Origin of the sequence: Dyella sp., from assembly GCF_051954575.1 — a bacterium.
Taxonomy (GTDB): domain Bacteria; phylum Pseudomonadota; class Gammaproteobacteria; order Xanthomonadales; family Rhodanobacteraceae; genus Dyella_B.
Genome location: NZ_JBQCHP010000124.1, coordinates 16,812 through 40,895, shown reverse-complemented (window position 1 = coordinate 40,895; position 24,084 = coordinate 16,812). Strand labels below are relative to the sequence as shown.

Below are 24,084 nucleotides of genomic sequence, written 5' to 3'. Positions count from 1 at the left end.
ACCCCAACATCCCGTGTACGCACGTATTCCGATGTCGGGGTTTGCAACTCAACCCACGGTTATCGCGCCGCCGCGACCGCGTGCTGCGCCTCCACCGACGCAATCGCCTGCTGCAACTGCGCCAGCGTAAAGGGCTTGTTGAGCACCGGTACGCTGTCGGGAATATTGGCGATCGCGTCCGCGTGGCCGGTGATGATGATGGCGGGCAGGGTGCTGCGCTTGGCGCGCAACTGGCGGATGATTTCCGAGCCCGACATCAGCGGCATGGCGTAGTCGCTGATCAGCACATCGACGTCGTCCAGCTCCTGGTTCGAAAGGCTCACTGCCTGCACGCCGTCAGGGATGGCGGTGACGCGGTAGCCCAGTTCTTCCAGCAGGATGGTGGTGGTCATGCGCACGCCGTCGTGGTCGTCGACCAGCAGCACATGCTGCGCCTCGGCCTCCGCGGTGGGCGTTCCCGCGACCGTCGCCGGCGGCGGCGCGATGGTGCTTTTCGGCGGCTGGGTGGCGCGCGGCAGCCAGATCTCCACCGTGGTGCCTTCGCCCAGCCGGCTGTGGATGCGCACTGTGCCGCCGGATTGCTGGGCGAAGCCATAGACCATGCTGAGCCCGAGGCCGGTGCCTTTGCCGACCGACTTGGTGGTGAAGAACGGTTCGGTCACCCGTTCCAGATCGTCCGGGGAGATGCCGCATCCCGAATCGGTCACCGCCAATACCACGTAATCACCTTCGGCAAGGCCAAAGCGGCCGCCCTGGGCATTGCGGCAGGCCACCTGGATGGTGCCGCCTTCGGGCATGGCGTCGCGGGCGTTGATCGCCAGATTCATCAGGGCGAGTTCGAGCTGGCCTTCGTCGGCATAGGGATGCCACAGGTCTTCCTGCACGTGCCACTCGACCATCACCATGCCGCCCAGCGTGTGTTCCAGCAGTTGCGTGGCGGCGGCGGAAAACACCGCCATGTCGATGCTGGCCGGTTGCAGTTTCTGCTTGCGCGCAAACGCCAGCAGGCGGGTGACCAGGGCGGTGCCTTGTTCGGCGGCGCGGCGCGTGGTGCCGAACAGCTTGCGCTGCTCCGGCGACATCGGTACGCGCAGTTCCAGCATTTCCAGGCCGCCGAGGATGGCGCCCAGAAGGTTATTGAAATCGTGCGCGATGCCGCCGGTGATCTGGCCCAGCGCATCCATCTTGCGCACATGCAGCAGTTGCGATTCCAGCTCCTTGCGATCGGTGATGTCGAGCAATGTGCCGGCGTATTCCAGCGGATTGCCTTGCGCATCGCGCAGCAGCACGGCCTGGTCCAGGAAATGCCGGTACTGGCCATCGGCCGTGCGCCAGCGATATTCGACCGCGTAGCCGTGCCCCTCCTGGCGGATGGCCAAGGCGGCCGATACGCGCCGCAGGTCATCTGGATGCACGCGGTCTATCCAAAGCGAGGGTTCGGCGGCGACTTCTTCAAGCGTGAAGCCGGTCAGCGCCTGGAAATTGCCGCTGACGAAATTGGGTACGCGCGGCGAGGTGTCCAGGCCTTCCAGGTAAAGCACGATCGGCAGCGATTCGATGATGGCCGACTGCCGCTGTTCGGCCTTGAGCAATTCCAGCTCGGCGCGCAGGCGGTCCGCGTTGGCGTGCAGGTTGGCATCGCGCAGTTGCTGTTCCTGCAGGGCCTTGAGCTGGATCTCCCGCCGCATCATGAACAGGTCGACGAACACCGCCACTTTCGACTGCAGCACGATCGGTTCGACCGGCTTGAACACGTAGTCCACTGCACCCATCGCGTAGCCGCGGATGAGATGCTCCACCTCTTTGTTGATGGCGGAAAGAAAAATGATCGGTATGCGCTTGGTCTGCTCGCGGGCGCGGATCAGTTGCGCGGTTTCGTAGCCATCCATGCCCGGCATGTAGACGTCGAGCAGGATCACCGCGAACTCGCCTTTCAACAGGTGCCGTAGCGCTTCCTCGCCAGAGCTGGCCAGCACCACATCGGCGATGTCTTCCAGCACGGTCTTGATGGCGTGCAGGTTCAACTCGTCATCGTCGATGATCAGAATGCGGGCACGGGAAGAGAGCATCTGGCTGTGCGTGGTCAGCATGCCATGCGCAAGTACGTCGGATGTCATGGGTGGCTCTCCAATGCCGGTTCCAGCGTGCGCGCGAACAGGGTCGTGCGTTCGCGCGCGCGGGTCACCCATACGCGCAGCAGGGCCAGCAGCAGTTCGATGTCGACCGGCTTGGCGATGTAGTCGGAGGCTCCTGCATCCAGGCATTTCTGGCGGTCCCCCTTCATCGCCTTGGCGGTGACGGCGATCAGCGGCACGCCAGCGAGTTCCGATTGCGCGCGGATCTGCTGCATGGTTTCGTAGCCGTCCATCTCCGGCATCATGATGTCGATCAAGGCTAGGTCGATGTCCGGCGTCTGCTGCAGGATGCGGATGCCGTCGCGCCCGGCTTCGGCGTGCAGCACATCCACGTTGTAGCTTTCCAGCACGCTGGTGAGCGAATAGATATTGCGGATGTCGTCGTCGACGATGAGGATTTTCGCACCGGCAAGCTCCGGCACCGCACGCAGCCCGCCGGTCGGTGCGCCGTTGCTGTCGACGATCGTCGGCGCGGGCAGGGTTTGCGTCTCGCGGGCGCGCCGCGCGAGGTCGGTGAACACCTCGGTCAGGCGTTCCATCGTGGCCGGCTTTTCCGTTACCTCGTGGCCGGCGAGCGACTGCTCGCCATCCAGGTTCTCGGCGCCCGAAATGATATGCACCGGCACGTGCGCGGTGCTCGGATCGTGCTTGAGCAGATCCAGCAGCACGAAGCCATCGATATCCGACAGGCCAAGATCAAGCGTGATCGCATGCGGGCAAAGCTTGCGTGCCAGCGCCAGGGTGCCGGCCCCCGCGGTGGACACCACGCCCTTCATGCCGACGTCGTGCGCGATGTCGAGCAGGATCGACGCGAAGGTGGGGTCGTCCTCCACGATCAGCACGAACGGGGAGTGGTCCAGTGCATCGCGGTCGTCGTTGACTTCCATCGGCGCGGGCAGTGCGGTGGGCACCATCGCGCCGCTGTTGTCGTAGCGTGCCGCGCTGGCGCCGGGCAAAGGCGCTGCGTGCGATACCAGTTCCATCGGAACGAACAGCGTGAAGGTGGAACCTTGTCCTGGCGTGGAGCGCACCTGCAATTCACCGCCCAGCAACCGTGCGATTTCGCGGCTGATCGACAGGCCAAGCCCCGTGCCACCGTATTTGCGGCTGGTGGTGCCGTCGGCCTGCTGGAAGGCTTCGAAGATCAGCTTCTGCTTGTCCTTCGGGATGCCGATGCCGGTGTCCATCACCGCGATTTCGATCGCGCATTCCACGTCGCGCAATACCGGATGATTGGTGCTCCAGCCGCTTTCCGCGCGGGTCACCGCCAGCGTGACGCTGCCTTGCGAGGTGAACTTGAACGCATTGGAAAGCAGGTTGAGCACGATCTGCTGCAGCCGCTTTTCGTCGGTGCGGATGGACCCCGGCAGGGTGGCGCCGAAATCGACCTTGAAATCCAGGTTCTTGTCGGCGGCGAGCTGGCGGAACGTGCGCTCCATATGCTGTTTGAGGCTGTTCATCGACATGTCGCCGATCTCGATCGACACCGTGCCCGACTCGATCTTGGAAAGGTCCAGGATGTCATTGATCAAGTTGAGCAGGTCCGAGCCGGCCGAATGGATGGTGCGCGCGAATTCGACCTGCTTTTCATTGAGGTTGCCTTGCTGGTTGTCGGCCAGCAGGCGGGAAAGAATCAGCAGCGAGTTCAGCGGCGTGCGCAGCTCGTGGCTCATGTTGGCCAGGAACTCGGATTTGTATTTGGAGGTGAGCGCGAGTTGCTCGGCCTTTTCTTCCACCGCGCGGCGCGCAAGGTCGATCTCGAAATTCTTGGCTTCCACCTGCTTCTTTTCGTTTTCCAGCAGTTGCGCCTTTTCCTGCAATTCCTCGTTGGTGGTGTGCAACTCTTCTTGTTTGGTGGTGAGCTCGGTCTGGCGCGCCTGCAGTTCCTGGGTAAGCAGCTGCGACTGCTTGAGCAGGCCTTCGGTACGCATGGTGGCGGCGATCGTGTTGAGCACGATGCCGACCGATTCCATCAGCTGGTCGAGGAAGCTCTGGTGCGTTTCGTTGAAGCGGCTGAACGAAGCCAGCTCGATCACGGCTTTCACATCGTTCTCGAACAGGGCAGGGAGAATGGCGATGTTGACCGGCGCCGCGTGGCCGAGGCCGGAACTGATACGGAGGAAATCGCTGGGCACATCGGAAAGCAGGATCGCGCGCTTGTCGGCGGCACATTGGCCGATCAGGCCTTCGCGCAACTTGAAGGTGGGGCTCAAGGTATCCCGGCCGCCGTAGCTGGCGACCAGCTCCAGCACCGTTTCGTCTTCTTCGCGGCGGGTGACGTAGAACACGCCGAACTGCGCATTCACCAGCGGCGCCAGCTCCGACATGATCAGGTTGGACACCGTGGCCAGGTCGCGCTCGCCCTGCAGCATGCGCGAGAACCGGGCGAGGTTGGTTTTGAGCCAGTCCTGTTCGGCGTTCTTCAGCGTCTGATCCTTGAGGTTGCGGATCATCTCGTTGATGTTGTCTTTCAGCGACGCCATTTCACCCGAGGCTTCCACCGCGATCGAACGCGAGAGGTCGCCCTTGGTCACGGCGGTGGCCACATCGGCGATCGAGCGCACCTGGTTGGTGAGATTGGCGGCGAGCTGATTCACGTTGTCGGTAAGGTCGCGCCACAAACCGGCCGCGCCGGGCACGCGCGCCTGGCCGCCGAGCTTGCCTTCGATGCCTACTTCGCGCGCCATATTGGTGACCTGGTCGGCGAAGGTGGCCAGCGTTTCGATCATGCCGTTGAAGGTGTCGGCCAGCGCGGCGATCTCGCCCTTGGCATCCACCGTGAGCTTGCGCTTCAAGTTGCCTTGCGCCACCGCGGTCACCACCTCGGCGATGCCGCGCACCTGGTTGGTGAGGTTGGTGGCCATCAGGTTGACGTTGTCGGTGAGATCCTTCCAGGTGCCGCCTACGCCGGGCACCTGCGCCTGGCCGCCGAGCTTGCCTTCGGTGCCCACTTCGCGCGCCACGCGCGTCACTTCGGAGGCGAAGGAGTTGAGCTGGTCCACCATGGTGTTGATGGTGTTCTTCAGCTCCAGGATTTCGCCTTTGACATCCACCGTGATCTTCTTGGACAAGTCGCCGCGCGCCACCGCCGTGGTCACCTCGGCGATGTTGCGCACCTGGCCGGTAAGGTTGGCGGCCATCGCGTTGACGTTGTCGGTAAGGTCTTTCCAGGTGCCGCCCACGCCGATCACTTGCGCCTGGCCGCCGAGCTTGCCTTCGGAGCCCACTTCGCGCGCCACGCGGCTCACTTCCGAGGCGAAGGAGTTGAGCTGGTCCACCATGGTGTTGATGGTGATCTTCAACTCCAGGATTTCGCCCTTTACGTCCACCGTGATCTTCTTGGACAAGTCACCACGCGCCACCGCGGTGGTGACGTCGGCGATGTTGCGCACCTGGCCGGTGAGGTTGGTGGCCATGGCGTTGACGTTGTCGGTGAGATCCTTCCACGTGCCGCCCACGCCGCGCACTGTTGCCTGGCCGCCGAGCTTGCCTTCGGAACCCACTTCGCGCGCTACGCGCGTCACTTCCGAAGCGAAGGAGTTGAGCTGGTCGACCATGGTGTTGATGGTGTTCTTCAGCTCCAGGATTTCGCCTTTCACGTCCACCGTGATCTTCTTGACAAGTCGCCCGATGCGACCGCGGTGGTGACTTCGGCGATGTTGCGCACCTGGCCGGTGAGGTTGTCGGCCATCAGGTTCACGTTGTCGGTCAGGTCTTTCCAGGTGCCGGCCACGCCGGGCACGCGCGCCTGGCCGCCGAGCTTGCCTTCGGTGCCCACTTCGCGCGCCACGCGCGTCACTTCGGAGGCAAAACCGTTGAGCTGGTCCACCATCACGTTGATGGTGTTCTTCAGCTCCAGGATTTCACCCTTGACGTCCACCGTGATCTTCTTGGACAAGTCGCCGGATGCGACCGCGGTGGTCACCTCGGCGATATTGCGCACCTGGCCAGTGAGGTTGTCGGCCATCAGGTTGACGTTGTCGGTCAGGTCTTTCCAGGTGCCGGCCACGCCTTCCACCCGCGCCTGGCCGCCGAGCTTGCCCTCGGTACCCACTTCGCGCGCCACGCGCGTCACTTCGGAGGCAAAAGAGTTGAGCTGGTCCACCATGGTGTTGATGGTGTTCTTCAACTCCAATATTTCGCCTTTCACCTCCACGGTGATCTTCTTGGAAAGGTCGCCCGATGCGACCGCGGTGGTGACTTCGGCGATGTTGCGCACCTGGCCGGTGAGGTTGGTGGCCATGGCATTGACGTTGTCGGTCAGGTCTTTCCAGGTGCCGGCCACGCCGCGCACCGTCGCCTGTCCACCGAGCTTGCCTTCGGTGCCCACTTCGCGCGCCACGCGCGTCACTTCGGAGGCGAACGAGGCGAGCTGCTCCACCATGGTGTTGACCACTTTGCCGATGCGCAGGAACTCGCCGCGCAACGGGCGTCCGTCGATCTCCACCGTCATCGATTGCGAGAGATCGCCCTTGGCCACCGCGCCGATCACGCGCGCCACTTCAGCGGTTGGCTGGACCATGTCCTCGATCAATTCGTTCACTGCGTGGATCGCGCTTTCCCAGCCGCCGGTGGCGGCCTTTACGCGTCCACGCTGGGTGATCTTGCCTTCCTTGCCTACCACACGCGACAGGCGCTCGAGCTCTGCCGTCATCTGCTGGTTGAGGTTCACCACTTCATTGAACAACTGCGCCAGTTCGCCATCCTGGCCTGGCAGATCTTCCGGCAGACGCACATGGAAATCGCCGCGTCGAAAGCTGCGCAGGGCGGCGATGACTTGACGGCGTTCGAGCGTTTCCCAGGTATCGGCGTTCATGCAAGCCTCGTGATCAAAGCCTTGAAAATCGGCAATCCTTAACCGAGGGATGGTGGCCAGTTTTTGATGCGACAGTTTCGGCTTGCATATACATGACAGGCCGATTTGTACAGAAAGCGTAGTCACGCCATGCTACGTAGTCTTGACGTGGCTGGCTATCGCCAAACAGGGTCCGGCGTCGTAAAAACCGCGGCTAATTTCAGTACGCGTCAGGTAGTTTTCAGGTGAGCGGCATGTGGAGGCGGCAATTGTGTAGGACGCGTGAAGCGGCCGCATTCGGGATCTTAACGCGGAAGGCAGGCAATCGATCCCGAGTGTTGGGTGTTGGCTTGCCGAATGCGTTCCCTCCCCTGCATGCGGGGAAGGGAACTGTCAATCGCATTGACGCTGATCAGAAATGCTCGCGCTTTCCTTGCATCCACGAACCATTAAAGGGTTGAATGAGCGCTGTCCGTTGCCCGGCGCCTGCGCATGCCCTTCGAACAACCAACTGTCCGATCGGCCGCCGTGGTTGCGATGCATCTGATCGACATCGCCGATGCCATCGACCTGTCGAATGCGCAAGTGCTGTGGGAACAACAGCGACGCTCGACCAGCACGCGTAGCAAGCTCGGCAGCACACCTCCCAAGGCGGTAGCTTTTGGCGTTCCGCCGGTACTGTTGAAACTCGATCCGCTGGAACTGCCGCTGCAGGGGCAGGCGTGTCGCGCCGAGGTCACGGCCAGGCTGTACGACTTCGGCGCGGTGGCTTTTTCGGTGCGCATCCCGGTCACGGCCTGCGACTGGGATGCGTTTTCGCAACGGGTGAATGCCGTCGACGCATTGCTGGGCCCCGGCGCCGACAGCCCTGTCTGGGAGCAATTGCTGCAGCAACTGCGCACCGCGCTACTGCCCGCCTTGTCCAAACCCAGCGCCGCGTCGCTGCACGAGGATTACCTGCTCGGCATCGTGCACGCCTTCGAAGAAACGGTGCCTGTGCCCACGTTGCACGAACAGATCGATCTGGTTCCGTTGCTATCGGGCGAACAGCGCGCGCTGTCCGAGCAGGCGCGCAGGGACCTGCTGCAGCATCGCTTTTCCTACTACGCCGATGACCTGGTCGTATTGACCTGGGATCGCGCCTTCATCTACGAGCCGCGCGGCGATTCGGACGTGGTGGACATTCTCGAGGTCGCCAATGCGCAATTGCTGGAGATGCGCTTTTACGACGAACTGCTCGATGCCGAACTGCCACGCATGTACGACATGGTCGAGGCCGCCCATCACGCCAGCAACCCGCTGGCCTCGCGCCGCTTCGCCGACCTGGCGCGCGGCCTGTACAAGCTGGTGGCGGAAGTCACCGAGATCACCGAAAAGGTCGACAACGCATTGCAGGTTACCGAAGATGTCTACCTCGCCCGCGTCTATGCATCGGCGCTGGACCTGTTTCGCGTCAGTCGCGTCAGCGACGCGGTGGACCGCAAGCTGGCGATCATCCGCGACACCTACGCCGCGCTTTACGAGGAAGCATCCGGCAAGCGCGCGGAGTTGCTGGAAGTGGCGATCATCGTGTTGATCGTGGTGGAAATCGTCATCGCCATATTGCGTCATTGACGTTACGCGCCGATCTACCCGTAAGGCTGGGTAGAGCCCCGGACTCGATCCGGGGCGAAACCCAACGTTGCCATGTGCATGTCATGGCATTGGAGTTCGACCGCGCCTCAGCCGAACCCGCGCGCCACTACAGACTGTTGATGTTGCTCGGTGAGCATGGATCCAGGAAGGGTGGTGGCGTATTCGGGTTGTCTCTGACGAGCAGTACGCTTTCACCCGAGCCGCTGTTGTAGCGAAGCGGAAAATCCGCTTTCTGGTCCGTCTTGGGATCTGCCGTGGTATCGATAACGAGCTTGCCCAGGTTGGTGCCCGTCGTGCCCTTGGCTACGGTATGTGGCTGTGCCAATTGCAGTAAATAGTCGAACGATTGATTGTTGGCGAGACTCTGATTCCCGTTGTACACCTTGCTCGGATTGAAGTTGAAATCCTTGGCGCCGGAGCTGGTGTTGTCGATCGATGTGATCTTGTAGATCACGAACAATCCATTACTGGATGAAGTGGTCGTATGTGGCTGGCCGGTTGGATTGCTATCAAACAGGTAGCAGGTTGCTGCCTGATCGTAATGAATGGTTACGGTGTTGCTGCAGCCCATCACTGAAAGTGTGGTAATGCTCATGACTGCAGCGAATACGATGCGTTTGACGGATGCTTTCATAGCACTTCGCCTCCTCAAGTAGGTGGTTACGCAAAGCAACTGGACGGGGCGTAGACGCGCCCCGTGCTTGTCAGCAGTGAACACCCGCGTGATATGTGCGTCCCATTTAGGTTTGGGACGCTTGTGCTAGTCACCGGCAAGTTTTCAGTGCACGCCAAGGCTTGTTGCCGCGCCGGCAGAGCCGGAATCCCCATCGCCTGGCGTGAAAGCGCGGCGAAAGCGTCGACTAGAGCGCGTGACGAAAGCGTCAAGCGGACGTAGACGTCAACCGATGGCAATTCGGAAATTGCATACCATGTTTATAGCTATCGCGGCATGATTTCTCGGCCAGGCGGCAATCGCACTCGCGTAGGTTGGGGTGCAACCCCAACATCGTGTGTTCCATACATGCATGGGCGATGTTGGGGTTCGCACCCCAACCTACGCGAGTTTTCGACGGTTTTGCCGCTTTAATCGATTGCGTAGATCACGCAGCCATGTGCAGGCAAAACCACGCTCAATCGATCGGATGCCGACAAACGCCGGCCGCTCCAAAGCTCGCGGGCGGCGTGATGTCCTGCGGGCAAACCCAGCTTGTCCCATCCCGAGGCCAGCGTAAGCGGCTTGTCATCGAGATTGAACACGGCAAGGTAGCGCTGCCCCGATGGACCGGTTGCAGCCCATACGCGCGCTTGTTCCCAACCTGCCGGCAGCTCGGTGATGGGATGATTGTCGTGGCTGTTCTGGTCGACCGCGATGATGTCCTTATTGGTAAGCAATGCACGCGTCGCTTGATCGAGCTTGGTCAGATTGGCGCCCAGAATCAGCGGCGAGCGCGCAATCGCCAGCAAGGTGAGTTGCGTGCGTTGCTCTTCCAGGCTCAAACGCGACTTGCGTGGTTCGCCCCAGCCAGGATGCGGGGCCAGCATGCCGAACGGCAGCATGTCGGCGTCGGGCCAGCGGCCGCCGTGGGCCTGGCCAGCCCAGGCCTGCAGGTGATCGAAGATGTTGCGCACGCCCTGCGGGAAATCGTCGTTTGGATGTTCGTGCTTGAACGTCCAGCCGTCCCAGACGTCGTTGGAGATGCGCCACATCTGGCCGTACTGGCGAATTTCGGCGGCATGCGCAAGCTGCGTCGGTCCCGGCGACAGGCTCAGCACGATCGGTCGGCCGGTTTTATTGATGGCCGCGTCGATCTGGCGAATCTCGGTGATCTTGTACGGATGATCGGCAATGCAATCGACCTTGAGAAAGTCCACGCCCCAGCGCGCATACAGGGCGAGCATGGAGTCGTAATAGGCCTGGCCGGCGGCGTTGTCGCGCACGCCATAGGTGCCGTCGTCCCATGCGCAGGTGTCGGCGGTATCGGCTGCGTCGACGGCGTGGAACGATGAACCGGCGATCGGCAGGTTCGCGTCCACCGCCTGCTTGGGAATGCCGCGCACGATGTGGATACCGAATTTCAATCCTTGCGCGTGCACCCAATCGGCCAGCGGCTTGAAGCCTTGCTCGCCGGTGGAGGAAGGAAAGCGCTTGAGTGCGGGAATCGATAAACCGTGCGCATCCATCGCGTAATCCCGATGCGCCAGCTTGTCGCCGAAGGGATTGCCCATGTACCAGCCTTCGTCGATCACGGCGTACGTCCAGCCGTAAGCGTGCAGCTTGGTGAGTTCGGTCACGTTGGCCTTGAAGTCGGCTTCGTCGATGGTGAGGCCGTAGGCGTCCCAGCTGTTCCAACCCATGGGCGGCGTGGGTGCGATGTCCTGTGCGGACGCCGTGGCGGCGAGTAGCAAGGTGGAAAGTAGAAGCGTGCGTCGTAGCCAGTGCGGCATGGGAATCCTTACGTTGATGACAAATCATGCTTCATCGTCATTCCGGCGTTCGCCGGAATGACGATGAGGTGTTAGCAAATACTTCGAAACTCAGGCAATCCCTCCCCTGCAAGCAGGGGAGGGAGCAAGCAACACATCAATTGCTCGACGTGCCGTAAATCACGCCACGACCGGCGCTCGTACCGAGATACACGGTGCCGAAGGTACGCGGATCGCCCACCACCAGCGAGACACCACCCCATTGATGGGCCGCATCGTTGATCTGTACCCACGTGCTGCCCGCATCGGTGGAGCGGAACAAGGCGGCGCTGCCGTTCACCGTGCCCGACAGATAAATAGCAGGATAGAACGCGCCGGTCGCCGCCTTGCCGAAGCCGACCGAGGTGGCCGAGGTGACGGTGGAAGCGTCGAAGGTATTCCAGGTCCAGCCGGAGTTGGTGCTGCGATACAGGCCCGAGGGCGTGGCGAGCCAGATGTCGCCTTGCACACCGGTCACCGTACTCACCTGGCTGTGCTGCCACGAAGCGATCTGCGGCAGGCTGCTGGTGGTGGCGTACCAGGTCACGCCCTTGTCGGAGCTGCTGTAGAACGTGCCGGTGGACGGATTCCACGCATAGAACAGATTGCCGTTGGCGCCATCGGATACCACCTGTACACCGGTGGGCAATGCAGTGAGCTTGGTCCAGGTAGTGCCGTTGTCGGTGGAGTAGGCGGGCGTGACATCCGTCGGCGCCCACACGATGGTGCCGCCGTCGGCGGACATCGCCACGGTGCCGCCACCGCTGCTGGAACCGGCCTGGTTGGCGAACGGCGTCCAGCTGCTGCCGCCATTGGTCGATACCGCGCCGAACACATTGTTGCCGCCGGTGCCGACGCGCACGATCTTCGATGGGAGACTCTTGGCGAAATCCAGCCCGGTGCCGTTGGAGCAGATGGGATTGTTGTTCTGCGTCGTCGGCGCGGTGGTAAGGCTGGTGTGCACGAAGCCGCAGACGTCACCGAGTGCGCTGACCAGATGCGCGCCTGAGGTGGGAGAAATCAGCCCGATCACCGCGGTTTCCTCGATGCCGTCGGCGCCGACGGTCCAGTTGGTCGGCTGTCCGTTGTCGATCGCAGTGAGGTTGTTGGTTGCCCAGATGCCGCCGCCCCAACCGTACATGGCATGCGCGGAGTTGAACGGATCGATCACCACTTCGCCCCAGTTACCGAACCCCGCCTGCGACTGGCCCTGCGTCATCCAGGGCGACAGGCTCGAATCGCGCGTGGCGGTGGCGCCTACGTCCACCCAGCTCGTACCGCCGTTGGTGCTGCGATACATGGTGTCGCTCGGCCACCAGTGGTCCATCGTCATCACCACCACGGTGCCGGGCTTGGCCGGATCGATCGCCACGCCGCTGAAGCCGGACGGATAGTTGTATTTGTCCGGCGGCGTGATGTTCTGCCAGGTGTTGAGGCCGATGCTGTACTTCCACACCTGCCCGGCCGTCATGCCGTTGGGGCCGGGCGCATTGCCGTAGGTGATGTACATGTTGCCGTCCGGCCCGATCACTCCGCGCTGCGGCATCAGGCCGGTGGGGCCTCCGCTCACCGCTGCCCAGGTCACGCCACCATCGGTGCTCTTGTAGAGCGTCGCCGTGGCCGTGCTGGTGGATACGCCGGCAAAGATCGTCTTGGTGGGCGAACCCTTGACGCCCGAGGGTTTGTAGAACGCGACGAAGGCCACGCCCGCACCGGTGCCATCGCTGGACAGCGCGTTGAAGCCGCTCACCTTGCTCCAGCTCGCGCCTCGATCGGTGCTTTTCCATAGGCCATTGGTGCTGGGCTGCGAAGAATCGTTCATGGTGCCGTAGAACAACACCGAGCCCAGGTTGGGATCCACCTGCAGGCGCTCGCCGGCGTTGCGTCCATCCTCGTTGCCGCCGGTGCGAAAACTCAACGGATGCGGCGTAAAGGTTTTGCCCTGGTCGGAGGACACCAGCACTGCGCCGTTGGCGCCCCAGGATGGCGTATACAGTCCCGTGACCATGAACAGCATGTTCGCGTTGTTCGGATCGACGGCAATGCTTTCCACGCCCATCCATTGCGAATTGGCCGGCGATACCCAATCGTTCAACGGTATCCATTTGCCGGTGGTGGAGTTGTAGCGATAGGCACCACCGACGTCGGTGCGCGCATAGAACAGTCCAGGCTTCGCGGGATGCGCAATGATGCCGTCGACATAGCCGCCGGCGACGATGCGCACGTTCTGCCAGCTGTACGACGGTGTGGTTTGTGCCGCAAGGTTTGCGACAGGTGATGCAGCGAGTACGGCAAACGCGCCATAGGCGAGCCCTTTGGCGATGGCCCGGCGTAACGTCTTGGTCATGATCCCCTCTCCAGGTTGGCTGTGCAGCTGATGTGCAGAACGCGCCATCGCAAGCAACCCCATGCCTGGTCAACGGCGTCCTCGTTTTTCATCGCACCCGAAAAAGCTCTTCCGATATCCGCTTGCTGAAGCCGATGGCAAGGGACGCCTCAAATTTTTTTAGGCTTCCTTGCCCGGTTAGGGACAAGACCACGATGCATGATGTCTTTCAAGGATCTGGTGCGGCACACAAAGGAAAATCGCAAGATGGTCTGAGTGATTTATGGGTCAAGCATGAGCAGGATGTGACCGTCGTCGCCTTCGCACTTGCCTTGGCCGCATTAACAATTTCTTCTTCACTGCTGCTACACACTGCGCACTTCTCAAGCCAGCGATTGGAAGCGGCATGAATCAGCGATTCGATGCAGTGGTCATCGGGGCAGGGCAGGCCGGGCCACCACTGGCAGAGCGCCTGGGCAAATCCGGCCGCAAGGTGGCGGTGATCGAACGCAAGCTGGTGGGCGGCACCTGCGTCAACACCGGTTGCATTCCCACCAAGGCGATGGTGGCCAGCGCTTATGTCGCGCAGATGGGGCGGCGTGCAAGCGATTACGGCGTGCTCGTCCAGAGCGAGGTTCGCGTGGACATGCAGCGCGTGTGGGAACGCACGCAGGGCATCTCCGGCCAGTCGCGCAGCAGCGTTCAGAAGTGGCTCGATGGCATGCAGAACGTGTCCCTGCTGCGCGGACAGGCCGTGTTCGAATCGCCGCGCAGCGTGCGCTTGGGCGATGCATTGATCGAGGCCGACGAGTTTTTCATCAATGTCGGAGGACGCGCGATCGTGCCTGATTTTCCCGGCATCGATACGGTGCCCTACCTGACCAACACCAGCATCCTGGCGCTGCGCGAATTGCCCCGGCACCTGGTGATCATCGGCGGCAGCTATATCGGGCTGGAGTTCGGGCAGATGTTCCGGCGCTTCGGTTCGGAAGTGACCATCGTCGAGCGCGGCGATCGCCTGCTGCCGCGCGAGGATCCCGAAGTATCCGCCGCGGTGGTCGATATCCTGCGCAAGGAAGGCATCGCGTTCCACCTTTCAGCCGAATGCATTGAAGTACATGGCAAGGAAGACGACGTGCGCGTGGTGGCCAGGTGCGCCGATCCGCGGCTGGAAGTACACGGCACGCACGTCCTGCTGGCGGTCGGCCGGCGACCCAATACCGACGATCTGGGCTTGCAGAACGCCGGCGTCGCCACCGACGAGCGCGGCTACATCACCGTCGACGATCAATGCCGCACCAATATGAAGGGCATCTGGGCGCTCGGCGATTGCAACGGCAAGGGCGCGTTCACGCATACCTCGTACAACGATTTCGAGATCGTCGCCGCCAACGTGCTGGACGGCGAGCCGCGACGCATTTCCGATCGCATCAATGCCTATGCGCTGTATATCGATCCACCGCTGGCGCGCATCGGGCTCACCGAGCAGGAGGCGCGAAAACAAGGGCGCAAGATCGAGGTCGGCGTGCGGCCGATGACGCGCGTCGGGCGTGCGGTGGAGCGCGGCGAAACGTTGGGTTTCATGAAAGTGATCGTGGATGCCGACACGCAGCAACTGCTTGGCGCCGCCATCCTCGGCGTCAACGGCGACGAAGTCATCCACAGCCTGTTGGATGTGATGTACGCCAAGGCGCCGTATCGCACCGTCACTCACGCCATGCACATCCATCCCACCGTCGCGGAATTGTTGCCCACGGTGCTGCAGGATCTGCATCACGCCTCGTAATACCCGTAGGTTGGGCTGAGCCCCGGACTTGATCCGGGGCGAACCCCAACATCGGAATGCGGCATGGCGACGTTGGGGTTCGGCTATGCCTCAGCTCCACCTGCGGGAAGCTTCCTGGCATATGATCCGCCCCAGGGAAAATCACGGAGGGGAGCCATGTTCGGCAGCACGGTGCTTGAGGTCGCCATCGGCATGATCGTTTGCTTCGGTTCGGTGGCGCTGATCGCCAGCAGCATCCAGGAGGCGGCGGCCTCCATCTTCCGGCTGCGCGCAAGAACCTTGCTGGCCGGCATCGCGCAGCTCCTGAACGGGCATCCGCTGGTGCTGGATATCTACAATCACGCGTTGGTCAATCCGCGCGGTGACGGGCGCGCGAAAAATCTCGACGAGCTGTCCTTGAAAGTGGCGCCGTCGTACATCAAACCGCTGAACTTCGCGCGCGCACTGGTGGATACACTGCAACGCGGGCAGATTGCGTTCGCCAACCTGCGACCGGTGCTTGAATCGATTTCCGATCCGCAGGTTCGCCTGTGCCTGTGCAGCATGTACGACCGTGCCGCCGGCGACGTGGCGGCATTCGAAGTGCAGATCGCGCAATGGTTCGATTCGGGCATGGAGCGCATCTCCGGCGCGTACAAGCGGCAGGCGCAATTCTGGGCGTTCGTTTTCGCACTGGCATTGACCATCGCCTTCAATATCGATGCCAGCTATGTGTTGACCAAGCTTTGGGCGATGTCCGCCGCGGGCATGCTGCATCTGCCAGTGCCACCGCCAGGGCCGAATGCGCACGACGCCTTGTCGATGCTCGATCAATTGCCGATCGGCTGGGGTCATCCGCCTTCGCGTTATCTCGATGTGATCTACATGATTCCCGGTTGGTTGATCACCGCGAGTTCCTCGTTGTTCGGCGCGCCGTTCTGGTTCGGGTTGCTTGGGAAAGTCACCAATCTTCGTGGGACGGGGGAGAAGCCTGCATAGGGCTTGGGTGGCGCAAAATCCGCCGTAGGGTATGGCTTCACCTTGTCGTCATTCCGGCGAACGCCGGAATCCAGTTTAAGGCAACACTGATCAAGTATCGCCGTCGTCATGATGTCTGGAAGGCTCGCAGGGTGCGCTGCGTGGCGCCGGGAAGACTGGCCGTCTTGCCAAGCCGCGCGGCGCAGCCTGCGGGCCTTCCAGACATCACCCCCTCATTCAAATTCAACCTGTGGGGCCAGCCCTGTCTGTCCACATGCCGCAGGTACCCGTCTCGATAGACGGCCAGTCTGCCTTCGCCGACGGCCCTGTGGCCTGCGAACAGACAGGCCTGGTGACGACGGCGATACTTGATCAGTGTTGCCTTAAGTACACCGTGCAAAGCACACAAAACCTCTCGCATCGTGTGCTTCGCACGTCATTCTTGACTGGATTCCGGCGTTCGCCGGAATGACGGTTCAGTTACACCACGCAAACGGCGGTAATCGACATTTGAGACTGCAGGGGCTGCATATCTCCAACACATCGCCCCTAAACGGCCATGTCCCGTTCTGACTTCGATGTGGACCTGAGCAAACATTCCGCGCCCGGCTGCGCTGCAACAGACTTATGCACATTGTTGCTTTACTGGTGATTTGAACAACACCAGCAGCCTGGAGAGAAGGCCTTGTTGGTCGTTAATCAAGTCGAAGTCCGGCATGGTAATCAGGCCGTACTCCACCGGATCCAATTGAAGGTGGACGATCCCGGGCTGCTGTTTCTGGTGGGTGGCGGCGGGTCGGGAAAGTCGTCGCTGTTGCATGCGATCGCTGGCAACGACCGAACATTGTGGACCGGAGGCTCGATCTTATGGCATGGAGTGCCGTTGCTGGCTGCATGCGCGGCGATCGCAATGCTTGAGCAGGGCGTGATCTTGGACGTCCATACGTCCATATCGAATGAGCAGGCGGACGCATGGATGGGTGAAGCCGGCATCGATCATGCGCACGCGCTCGTCGCCAGCCCCATAGAAACATGGCCGCGTGCGATCCGGCGCTATCTCGCGGTGATGCGCGTGCTGCACGAACCGGCCAATCTCTATCTGCTGGACGAACCGACCGCTGGCCTCGACGACGCCATGGCCATGGCGGTGCGCCGGCGCATCGCGGTATTGGCGAACCAGACTTGTGTCATCGCCGCCACGCACAACCGTATCGATTGCCTGGAGGCGGGCGGGCAGACCGCGCTGCTGGCCGGCGGCACGATCCAGGAGTGCAGCGACAGCCGGCAGTTCTTTAGCCGTCCCGCCACGCATCCTGGCCACATCTACGTCGAAACCGGCAATTGCAGCCTGCCGATGCGCTCGCGCAGCGTGCGCCTGGACGATGGCGTGTGGTGGCTGGTGCCCGGCCTGTTGTGCGGCATGAGCCGTCCCGGCATGACGGCGGCGGCGCCGGCGCAATATCGCCATTTGTCGGAGAAGGGCATTCAAGTGCTGATCTGCACCGAGGAACGATGCATTTATTCGGCCACGGAACCGGCCGAGTTCGGTCTGCAGATGCATCACTTCCCGATTCCGGACCTGGCGCCGCCGAATTTCAGGCAAGCGCTGGATATCTGCCGCATCGCCGAAGGCGCGATCGCGCATCGCCGCGGCGTGGCGGTGCATTGCCGCGGCGGACTGGGCCGTACCGGCACCGTACTGGCGTCGGTGCTGGTGTGGCTGGGGGACGACGCGGCCGAGGCGATCGAGAAAGTGCGCTACGCGCGCCCGATGGCCATTCAATCCGGCGCGCAGGAAAACTTCGTGCACGAATTTGCGCGACGGATCAGTGAATGGCACTGATGTCATTTCAAAACAGAGGAAAATGCAATGTCACTCGATAAAGTGCTGGCTGCGGTGCAAGGCGACGTTCCCGATTGCTTGGCGGTCGGCTACGTGGACATGACGAGCGGTTTCCTGCTCGGCGTGAAAACGGTGGACTCGCATCCCGGCGAAGTGCTGGACCTGGTCGCGGCGGCGACCGGCGATCTGTTCCAGGGCAAGAACGTGGTGGAAATCGAACGGCTGTTCGACAAATCCCGCGGTATCACCAACCGCGCTGCCGGTTCGCATTACTTCAACGAGATCGTGGTGTTCAGCACCAACCTAATCCACGTGTTCCTGCGCTCCAAGAAAAACCCCAACCACGTCGCCGTGTTCGTGACGCGCATTTCGGCCAATATCGGCATGGTACTGGCGCGCTCGCGCATCAGCATGACGGCGCTGGAAGCGACGGTCTGATCGACGTCCACATCGGATCGCCATGCTCGGCCAGACACGCTCGCTGAAAATTGCCTGCCCCAACTTCGGTATCGAAGAGAAGGGCGCGCTTCGCTCCATATTGGGCCTGCTCAAACCCTATCTGCAGGATCCCTGGGAAGTGAGCGAGGCAGGGCCGTGCGACGTGTGTTTCGTCAACGTGGACCAGCCGAACGATGCCGCGCCGACGGCCGATACCGCATCCAGAGTGGTGCGTTGCGCGCAGCGGCCGCGGCTGCATCCGCAGGGTGCCATCCACCGTCCGCTGCGTCCGCATGAAGTGCTCGCCGTGCTGAGCGATGCCACCAAGCAACTCAAGGGTCTGGATCGCGATGACACGTATCGGCCCGATGGTCATTGGGGCTTTCGCCTGCACGCCTGGCCGCTGGATTTCATCAAGTGGCCAAAACCCTGGTGGCGCGTGCTGGCGTGCATCGCCAGAGAGGCGCATTCGATCGAGCAGATCGCCGAGCGTACTGGCTTGCCGGCCAAGTACATCGAGGTATGCATGGAGCGGCTGATGGCAGCGCAATTGGTGGAGCGGCTTGCGTATACGTCCAACGGCGAGATGGCCGGCGCGGGCTTGAAACAAAAATGGTCCGCGCTGGCGTCGCGACTGCTGAAAAAATTCGGGTTTGCGCGATGAACGAGGTTTACAAGATCGTATTCATGGGCGCCCCGGGCTCGGGCAAGACGACGTGCATCGCGGCGTTGAGCGATATCCCGCCGGTTTCCACCGACGTGCCTTGCACGGATGCGTTGCAAGAGACCAAGGACACCACCACCGTCGCGCTGGATTACGGCGAACTTCGCCTGGACGGCGACAACGGGCGCCTGCTGCTGTACGGGCTGCCGGGCCAATCGCGCTTCAGTTACATGTTCGATGTGGTGCGCGCCGGTTTGTTCGGCGCAATCGTGCTGGTGGATGCCAGCAGCGAGGGCGCCATCGATGGGCTGGCCGAAACGCTGGAAACCTATCGCGAGGATCTGGCGTCCATTCCGCTGGTGGTGGCGATCAACAAAAGCGACGAACCTTCGCACGCGCTGGGCCTGCGCTGCCAGCAAGCCTTGCACGCGCAGGGCCTGGTGGCGCCGGTAACGGCGATGGATGCCCGGCGCCGCGACGACGTCGTGCAGCTGTTCGAGGTGTTGCTGACACTGCTCGAATTCGGTTTCGGCCACACCAGCAAAGGAAGAGCGACATGAGCATCGTGCTGCCAACCCAGCCGCGTTGTCACCGCGCACTGGATACCTTGCTGCATCGCTGCGACGGGGTGGAAGCGGCGATGTTCGCGCTGCGCGATGGGCGTTCGTACGCGGAGCGGTTCCGTTCGACCTTGCCGGTGAACAAGTTCGCTGCCATGAGCAGTTCGCTGGTGGCACTTTCCAATAGCGTGCTGCGTGAAATCGCCTCCGATGCGCTCAACTATCTGTTGATCGAAGGGGATGCGCACAAGCTGGTGCTGTGCAAAGTGGCCGGCAGCAAGAGTCCGCTGATTCTTTCGATCCTCGCCAAACACGAAATTAATCTTGGCCTGGTGCTGGGCCTAGCCAAGATGTGCGCGAAGGACGTGATGGAAGCCGAATTCGCCGAATCGGCGCAGGCAAGCTAGGGCCTGTTTACACTATTTGCGTGGCCCGCGCTGGGAGCTGTTTGCCCGCCAGACAAGGAAGAGCGAAGGAGTGTACTGGCGCATCGTCGAGGCAGCGCGCCGAACAGATGCGCGCAGACAGGGCCGGTAACGCCTGCGGGGAATAGATCAGAGCATCCTTGGTAAGACGGATTGCCCCTCACGAAAAACCTGCCCGTCGTCACAGTCTTTACGCCGCCACCAGGCGGCGTACACGCAAAATTCATTTTCTGCGAGCGAATGCAGCCTTTCACATTTGCGGTTTCACGGGCCCGTACCGCATCTTTAGCCCCGTTGTTGACGAATTAATCGGGGTTTTCAAGGTGAAAAGTAAGTCAGCGCCGCGAGGCGCCCAGGGGGCTTTTGTGTTCAGTTCAAACAATACACGCAAATTTAACTTCACGCGCAGCTGCAAGCTTTTCGCAGCCGTCGCCGCCTCGCTCGCGCTTTCGGCCTTTGCCTTGCCGGCCGCTGCCACGCCGTGGTGGAACGCGACGCCGACGCTGACGATTGGCGCCACCGCGCTCAACGCGAAGAACTTCGGTGCGATGGGCAATGGCACCACGGACGACACCGCGGCGATCCAGGCGGCGATCAATGCCTTGCCGTCCACCGGCGGCACCGTCGAAGTACCGGCCGGTACGTACATGATCAACGCGCTGACCGGCATCAGCTTGCACTCGCACACACGTCTGCTGCTCGACACCGGCGCAACGCTGCAGGCCATTCCCAACGGCGCTTCCCGCTACTGGGTAGTGAAGGCGTGGGGCGTGAACAATGTGGAGATCGCTGGCGGCAGCATCGTCGGTGAGCGTACGCAGCACCTGGGCACCACCGGCGAGTGGGGCTATGGCATCAACATCTCCGCGTCCAGCACCGTCTACGTCCATGACATTTCCGTGTCCAACTGCTGGGGCGACGGCCTGGTGGTCGGCGCATCGGGTTCAGGCACCACGCTGGTACGCTCGACCGGCGTGACGCTGAACAACGTGAAATCCAACAACAATCGCCGTCAGGGTCTGTCGATTCTGCCGGCGGTGCAGGTGTACGTGGTCAACAGCAGTTTCACCGGTTCCAACGGCGCGGCGCCGCAGTCCGGCATCGACATCGAGCCGGCGACGCAGGGCACCACGATGCAGGTGCGCCTGGAGAACACCACGCTGGCCAACAACGTGGGCAACGGCCTGGAAGTGCACAACAACGTGTCGGGCCTGTCGATGAACAACGACACGATCCAGAACAATCAGGGCTTTGGCGTGTACGTCGGCGGTGCGAACAACGTCACGATCAACAACAGCAATATCACCGCGAATTATCTGTTTGGCGTGAGCATTGCGAGCACTACCAACAATATGCAGGTGGTCGGCAATACCATCGAATGGAACTACGCCTTGTGGTTCATTCAGCACAACCAGTCGATCTATACCGAAGGTTGGGATCCGCGCGATGTCACGGTGGCCAGCACGGCGACCAACGTCCTGGTGTCGAACAACACGATCTCGCCGATGAAGTGATGTAACGCTTGGGTGATGGGCAAAGGCGCCTTCTTTCTTCGGGAAGAGGGCGTTTTTGTGGGCCATGATGTACTCCCTCCCCTGCGTGCAGGGGGAGCCGGGGTGGGGTTGCACGAGCTTGCCGCATAGCGTGAATTCGTCGCGAGGTTGCTTGGCCCCACCCCAACCCTCCCCTACTACGCAGGGGAGGGGGCCGATCACGGCAAGCGATCCATATTTGTTCACGTTGAACATGGCGACACACGCGCATTGCGATACCTGGATTGCTATCACCCCTTACGCATTCGGTTATCCATCCGTGAACAGCGACACGCATTGTGCGAAATTCCGCATCCACGTCCGGCAATTGAAACAAGACGCTCCGCCAATTATTACGGCACGATGAAACCATCCCGCCAGCATGCGCATGTGCGCCATGCATTGCGGCGCGGCGGTCATCATCGTCATCGGGGAGCGGCATGCAGCACGGGGAAGATCCACGCAGGAAGTTCTTGAAAGGCGCGGCGGCGGCACTGGCCGCGGCAGCGATCGCACCGCGTACGCGCGCGTTCGACATGGCCGAACCGGCCAAGGCGGCGACATCCAAGCAAGCCGTGCCCGACCGGCCGGTGCGCTGCGTGCAGCCGTTCGCGCTGGACCAGGTGCGCCTGCTGGACAGCGAATTCACCCGCGCGGCAGCTATCAACCGGCGCTATCTGCAAAGCCTGCCGATCGACCGGCTGGCGCATACGTTCCGCCTGCAGGCGGGCTTGCCCTCGCACGCGGCGCCGCTGGGTGGCTGGGAAAAGCCCGATTGCGAACTGCGCGGTCATTTCACCGGCGGCCATTATCTGTCGGCCTGCGCGCTGGCTTACGCCAGCGACGGCGATGAAGCGCTCAAGGCCCGCGGCGACGAACTGGTGGCCGCGCTGGCGAAGTGCCAGCGTCCCAACGGCTATCTCAGCGCTTTCCCGGAAAGCTTCTTCGACCGCCTGGGTAGCGGGCAGAAGGTATGGGCGCCGTTCTATACGATCCACAAGATCCACGCCGGCATGCTCGACATGTATCGGCTGGCCGGCAACCAGCAGGCGTTGCAGGTTGCGATCGGTATGGGTAATTGGGTGGCGCGCTGGCTCAACGGTTTTTCCGATGCGCAGATGGCGAGCATCATGAAGACCGAGTTCGGCGGCATCAACGACTCGATGTACGAGCTGTATGCCATCACCGGCAATGAGAGCTATCGTGACGCCGCGCATCGCTTCGACCAGTCGTCGCTGTTCGATCCGCTGGCTTCCTATCGCGACGAATTGCAGGGCCTGCACGCCAACACGCAGGTGCCCAAGATCATCGGCGCCGCGCGCCGCTACGAACTCACCGGCGAGCCGCGCTACCGGCGCCTGGCAGAATTTTTCTGGGAAACGGTCACGCAACACCGCACCTATGCAACGGGCGGCTCCAGCAACGATGAATTCTGGCACACCGCTCCGGGCGACCTGAAAGGGCAGCTGGGCCTGTATACGGCCGAATCCTGCGTGGCGTACAACTTGTTGAAGCTTACGCGCCACGTCTACACCTGGAACGGCGATCCGCGCGCCTTCGATTACTACGAGCGTACCTTGTACAACGCACGCCTCGGCACGCAGGACGCCGATGGCATGAAGCTCTACTTCTATCCGCTACGCAGCGGCGCCACCAAGTTCTACAACTCGCCCACCGATTCGTTCTGGTGCTGCACCGGCACCGGCGCGGAAGAATTCGCCCGTTTCAACGGCAATATCTATTTCCACGACGACAACGATCTGTACGTCAACCTGTTCGTGCCTTCCGAGCTCAACTGGACGCAACAAAAGCTTACGCTGCGGCAGGAGACGCGCTTCCCGCGCGAACCGCGCACGCAGCTTGCCTTGAAGCTGGCGCAGCCGAAGCACTTTGCGCTGCACCTGCGTATTCCTTCCTGGATCGGTCCCGATGCCAAAGTGCGCGTAAATGGCCAAATCCTGGATGTCTTCGCGTCACCCGGCAGTTATCTGAGCCTGCAGCGCGAATGGCATGACGGTGACCGCATCGAGCTCGACTTGCCGATGCGGCTGCACACCATGACCTTGCCGGGCGACGACAGCCAGGTCGCCATGCTGTATGGCCCGCTGGTGCTGGGCGCGCGACTGGGTACGCAAGGCGTGACGCATGCCATGCAATACGGCGGCTACGGCACCGGCCCGGAACCGGAGCCGCCGGCGCAACCGCCGGTGCGCATCGCGGCCGCCTCGGCGCAGAGTACCGACTGGATGCGCGTGGTCGCCGCCGATGAACTGCGCTTTGAGGCAAGCACCCGTAACGGCGCCGTCGCAGTAGCACCCTTGAAGGACATCTACGGCGAACGCTACGCCGTGTACTGGCAAAACGAATCCGAAGCCTCGTCTAGCGGCTGAGCATCGGCTTTATCCGCTCCCTTTCCGCGTGCAGCAGGGAAGGGAGCAAAACCGAAGGGGGACACTCGATCTGCGCCGCGCGCCGGTGCATGTTCCCTGCTGCGCCTTTGTCGTACGTCATCACCGCCACTACTG

At 62.0% G+C, this 24,084-nt stretch carries 18 protein-coding genes; 11 read left to right on the top strand and 7 right to left on the bottom strand.

The window, feature by feature from the left end; all coding sequences use genetic code 11:
* Positions 1 to 59 precede the first annotated feature (59 nt).
* From ACTHNE_RS16280 to ACTHNE_RS16270, 3 genes are read right to left on the bottom strand one after another with little or no spacing between them, the layout of a single operon-like run.
* Complete coding sequence (locus ACTHNE_RS16280) at positions 60 to 2,117, bottom strand: response regulator (protein WP_440269799.1); 2,058 nt, start codon at positions 2,115 to 2,117, stop codon at positions 60 to 62.
* Positions 2,114 to 5,734, bottom strand: a complete 3,621-nt coding sequence (locus tag ACTHNE_RS16275) for a HAMP domain-containing protein (RefSeq protein ID WP_440269798.1) — start codon at positions 5,732 to 5,734, stop codon at positions 2,114 to 2,116. Before ACTHNE_RS16275 ends, ACTHNE_RS16280 begins: the two co-directional genes overlap by 4 nt.
* Positions 5,731 to 6,951 (bottom strand): HAMP domain-containing protein, encoded by a 1,221-nt coding sequence (locus tag ACTHNE_RS16270; protein WP_440269797.1) that lies wholly within the window; start codon positions 6,949 to 6,951, stop codon positions 5,731 to 5,733. Before ACTHNE_RS16270 ends, ACTHNE_RS16275 begins: the two co-directional genes overlap by 4 nt.
* 471 nt (positions 6,952 to 7,422) lie before the next feature.
* Here ACTHNE_RS16270 and ACTHNE_RS16265 point away from each other — a divergent pair, with 471 nt between their 5' ends.
* On the top strand, positions 7,423 to 8,544 hold the full coding sequence (locus tag ACTHNE_RS16265; protein ID WP_440269796.1) for a hypothetical protein: 1,122 nt from the start codon (positions 7,423 to 7,425) through the stop codon (positions 8,542 to 8,544).
* A gap of 127 nt (positions 8,545 to 8,671) precedes the next feature.
* Here the strand turns inward: ACTHNE_RS16265 and ACTHNE_RS16260 are convergent, their stop codons facing one another.
* The 3 genes from ACTHNE_RS16260 to ACTHNE_RS16250 all read right to left on the bottom strand — a co-directional run bounded on the left by ACTHNE_RS16260 (position 8,672) and on the right by ACTHNE_RS16250 (position 13,375).
* Positions 8,672 to 9,160, bottom strand: coding sequence for a hypothetical protein (locus ACTHNE_RS16260; RefSeq protein ID WP_440269795.1), 489 nt, complete (start codon positions 9,158 to 9,160; stop codon positions 8,672 to 8,674).
* A 488-nt stretch (positions 9,161 to 9,648) separates the two neighbouring features.
* Positions 9,649 to 11,010 carry a glycoside hydrolase family 27 protein gene (locus tag ACTHNE_RS16255; protein ID WP_440269794.1) on the bottom strand — a complete coding sequence of 454 codons (1,362 nt, stop codon included), beginning with the start codon at positions 11,008 to 11,010 and terminating at the stop codon, positions 9,649 to 9,651.
* A 136-nt stretch (positions 11,011 to 11,146) separates the two neighbouring features.
* Entirely contained in the window at positions 11,147 to 13,375 is a 2,229-nt protein-coding gene (locus ACTHNE_RS16250) for a hypothetical protein (protein WP_440269793.1), read from the bottom strand.
* Between the two features lie 32 nt (positions 13,376 to 13,407).
* Between ACTHNE_RS16250 and ACTHNE_RS16245 the strand changes: the two genes are divergently transcribed.
* The 3 genes from ACTHNE_RS16245 (at position 13,408) to ACTHNE_RS16235 (ending at position 16,118) form a co-directional block, all read left to right on the top strand.
* Positions 13,408 to 13,764: a hypothetical protein gene (locus ACTHNE_RS16245; RefSeq protein WP_440269792.1), complete on the top strand. Its 357-nt coding sequence runs from the start codon at positions 13,408 to 13,410 to the stop codon at positions 13,762 to 13,764.
* The gene (locus tag ACTHNE_RS16240) at positions 13,761 to 15,140 is read left to right on the top strand and encodes an FAD-containing oxidoreductase (RefSeq protein ID WP_440269791.1); all 1,380 of its coding nucleotides are present in this window, start codon (positions 13,761 to 13,763) and stop codon (positions 15,138 to 15,140) included. Before ACTHNE_RS16245 ends, ACTHNE_RS16240 begins: the two co-directional genes overlap by 4 nt.
* Positions 15,141 to 15,296: 156 nt before the next feature.
* A complete protein-coding gene (locus ACTHNE_RS16235) occupies positions 15,297 to 16,118 on the top strand; it encodes a hypothetical protein (protein WP_324938940.1) in 822 nt (273 codons plus the stop codon).
* A 604-nt stretch (positions 16,119 to 16,722) separates the two neighbouring features.
* On the opposite strand, the gene ACTHNE_RS16230 is transcribed toward ACTHNE_RS16235, so the two are convergent.
* The gene (locus ACTHNE_RS16230; RefSeq protein ID WP_440269811.1) at positions 16,723 to 16,917 is read right to left on the bottom strand and encodes a hypothetical protein; all 195 of its coding nucleotides are present in this window, start codon (positions 16,915 to 16,917) and stop codon (positions 16,723 to 16,725) included.
* On the opposite strand from ACTHNE_RS16230, the gene ACTHNE_RS16225 reads away from it, so the two are divergent.
* The 7 genes from ACTHNE_RS16225 to ACTHNE_RS16195 all read left to right on the top strand — a co-directional run bounded on the left by ACTHNE_RS16225 (position 16,852) and on the right by ACTHNE_RS16195 (position 23,949).
* Entirely contained in the window at positions 16,852 to 17,940 is a 1,089-nt protein-coding gene (locus ACTHNE_RS16225) for a phosphatase domain-containing putative toxin (protein WP_440269790.1), read from the top strand. The genes ACTHNE_RS16230 and ACTHNE_RS16225 overlap by 66 nt on opposite strands.
* Before the next feature lie 27 nt (positions 17,941 to 17,967).
* Positions 17,968 to 18,378, top strand: coding sequence for a hypothetical protein (locus ACTHNE_RS16220; protein ID WP_324940327.1), 411 nt, complete (start codon positions 17,968 to 17,970; stop codon positions 18,376 to 18,378).
* Positions 18,379 to 18,400: 22 nt separating this feature from the next.
* Positions 18,401 to 19,042: a hypothetical protein gene (locus ACTHNE_RS16215; RefSeq protein ID WP_440269789.1), complete on the top strand. Its 642-nt coding sequence runs from the start codon at positions 18,401 to 18,403 to the stop codon at positions 19,040 to 19,042.
* Positions 19,039 to 19,602, top strand: coding sequence for a GTP-binding protein (locus tag ACTHNE_RS16210; RefSeq protein WP_324940333.1), 564 nt, complete (start codon positions 19,039 to 19,041; stop codon positions 19,600 to 19,602). The genes ACTHNE_RS16215 and ACTHNE_RS16210 overlap by 4 nt, the downstream gene beginning before the upstream one ends.
* On the top strand, positions 19,599 to 20,009 hold the full coding sequence (locus ACTHNE_RS16205) for a roadblock/LC7 domain-containing protein (protein WP_324940336.1): 411 nt from the start codon (positions 19,599 to 19,601) through the stop codon (positions 20,007 to 20,009). Before ACTHNE_RS16210 ends, ACTHNE_RS16205 begins: the two co-directional genes overlap by 4 nt.
* A 383-nt stretch (positions 20,010 to 20,392) precedes the next feature.
* Positions 20,393 to 21,541 carry a right-handed parallel beta-helix repeat-containing protein gene (locus ACTHNE_RS16200; protein WP_324940339.1) on the top strand — a complete coding sequence of 383 codons (1,149 nt, stop codon included), beginning with the start codon at positions 20,393 to 20,395 and terminating at the stop codon, positions 21,539 to 21,541.
* 458 nt (positions 21,542 to 21,999) lie between these two features.
* Complete coding sequence (locus tag ACTHNE_RS16195) at positions 22,000 to 23,949, top strand: glycoside hydrolase family 127 protein (RefSeq protein WP_440269788.1); 1,950 nt, start codon at positions 22,000 to 22,002, stop codon at positions 23,947 to 23,949.
* Positions 23,950 to 24,084: the final 135 nt, after the last annotated feature.

Coding starts and splice junctions, on each gene's coding strand:
- ACTHNE_RS16280 (WP_440269799.1), bottom strand. CDS start 2,117: ATGACATCCGACGTACTTGCGCATGGCATGCTGACCACGCACAGCCAG.
- ACTHNE_RS16270 (WP_440269797.1), bottom strand. CDS start 6,951: ATGAACGCCGATACCTGGGAAACGCTCGAACGCCGTCAAGTCATCGCC.
- ACTHNE_RS16265 (WP_440269796.1), top strand. CDS start 7,423: ATGCCCTTCGAACAACCAACTGTCCGATCGGCCGCCGTGGTTGCGATG.
- ACTHNE_RS16260 (WP_440269795.1), bottom strand. CDS start 9,160: ATGAGCATTACCACACTTTCAGTGATGGGCTGCAGCAACACCGTAACC.
- ACTHNE_RS16255 (WP_440269794.1), bottom strand. CDS start 11,010: ATGCCGCACTGGCTACGACGCACGCTTCTACTTTCCACCTTGCTACTC.
- ACTHNE_RS16250 (WP_440269793.1), bottom strand. CDS start 13,375: ATGACCAAGACGTTACGCCGGGCCATCGCCAAAGGGCTCGCCTATGGC.
- ACTHNE_RS16240 (WP_440269791.1), top strand. CDS start 13,761: ATGAATCAGCGATTCGATGCAGTGGTCATCGGGGCAGGGCAGGCCGGG.
- ACTHNE_RS16235 (WP_324938940.1), top strand. CDS start 15,297: ATGTTCGGCAGCACGGTGCTTGAGGTCGCCATCGGCATGATCGTTTGC.
- ACTHNE_RS16230 (WP_440269811.1), bottom strand. CDS start 16,917: ATGCAACAGCGACGACTTTCCCGACCCGCCGCCACCCACCAGAAACAG.
- ACTHNE_RS16220 (WP_324940327.1), top strand. CDS start 17,968: ATGTCACTCGATAAAGTGCTGGCTGCGGTGCAAGGCGACGTTCCCGAT.
- ACTHNE_RS16215 (WP_440269789.1), top strand. CDS start 18,401: ATGCTCGGCCAGACACGCTCGCTGAAAATTGCCTGCCCCAACTTCGGT.
- ACTHNE_RS16210 (WP_324940333.1), top strand. CDS start 19,039: ATGAACGAGGTTTACAAGATCGTATTCATGGGCGCCCCGGGCTCGGGC.
- ACTHNE_RS16205 (WP_324940336.1), top strand. CDS start 19,599: ATGAGCATCGTGCTGCCAACCCAGCCGCGTTGTCACCGCGCACTGGAT.
- ACTHNE_RS16195 (WP_440269788.1), top strand. CDS start 22,000: ATGCAGCACGGGGAAGATCCACGCAGGAAGTTCTTGAAAGGCGCGGCG.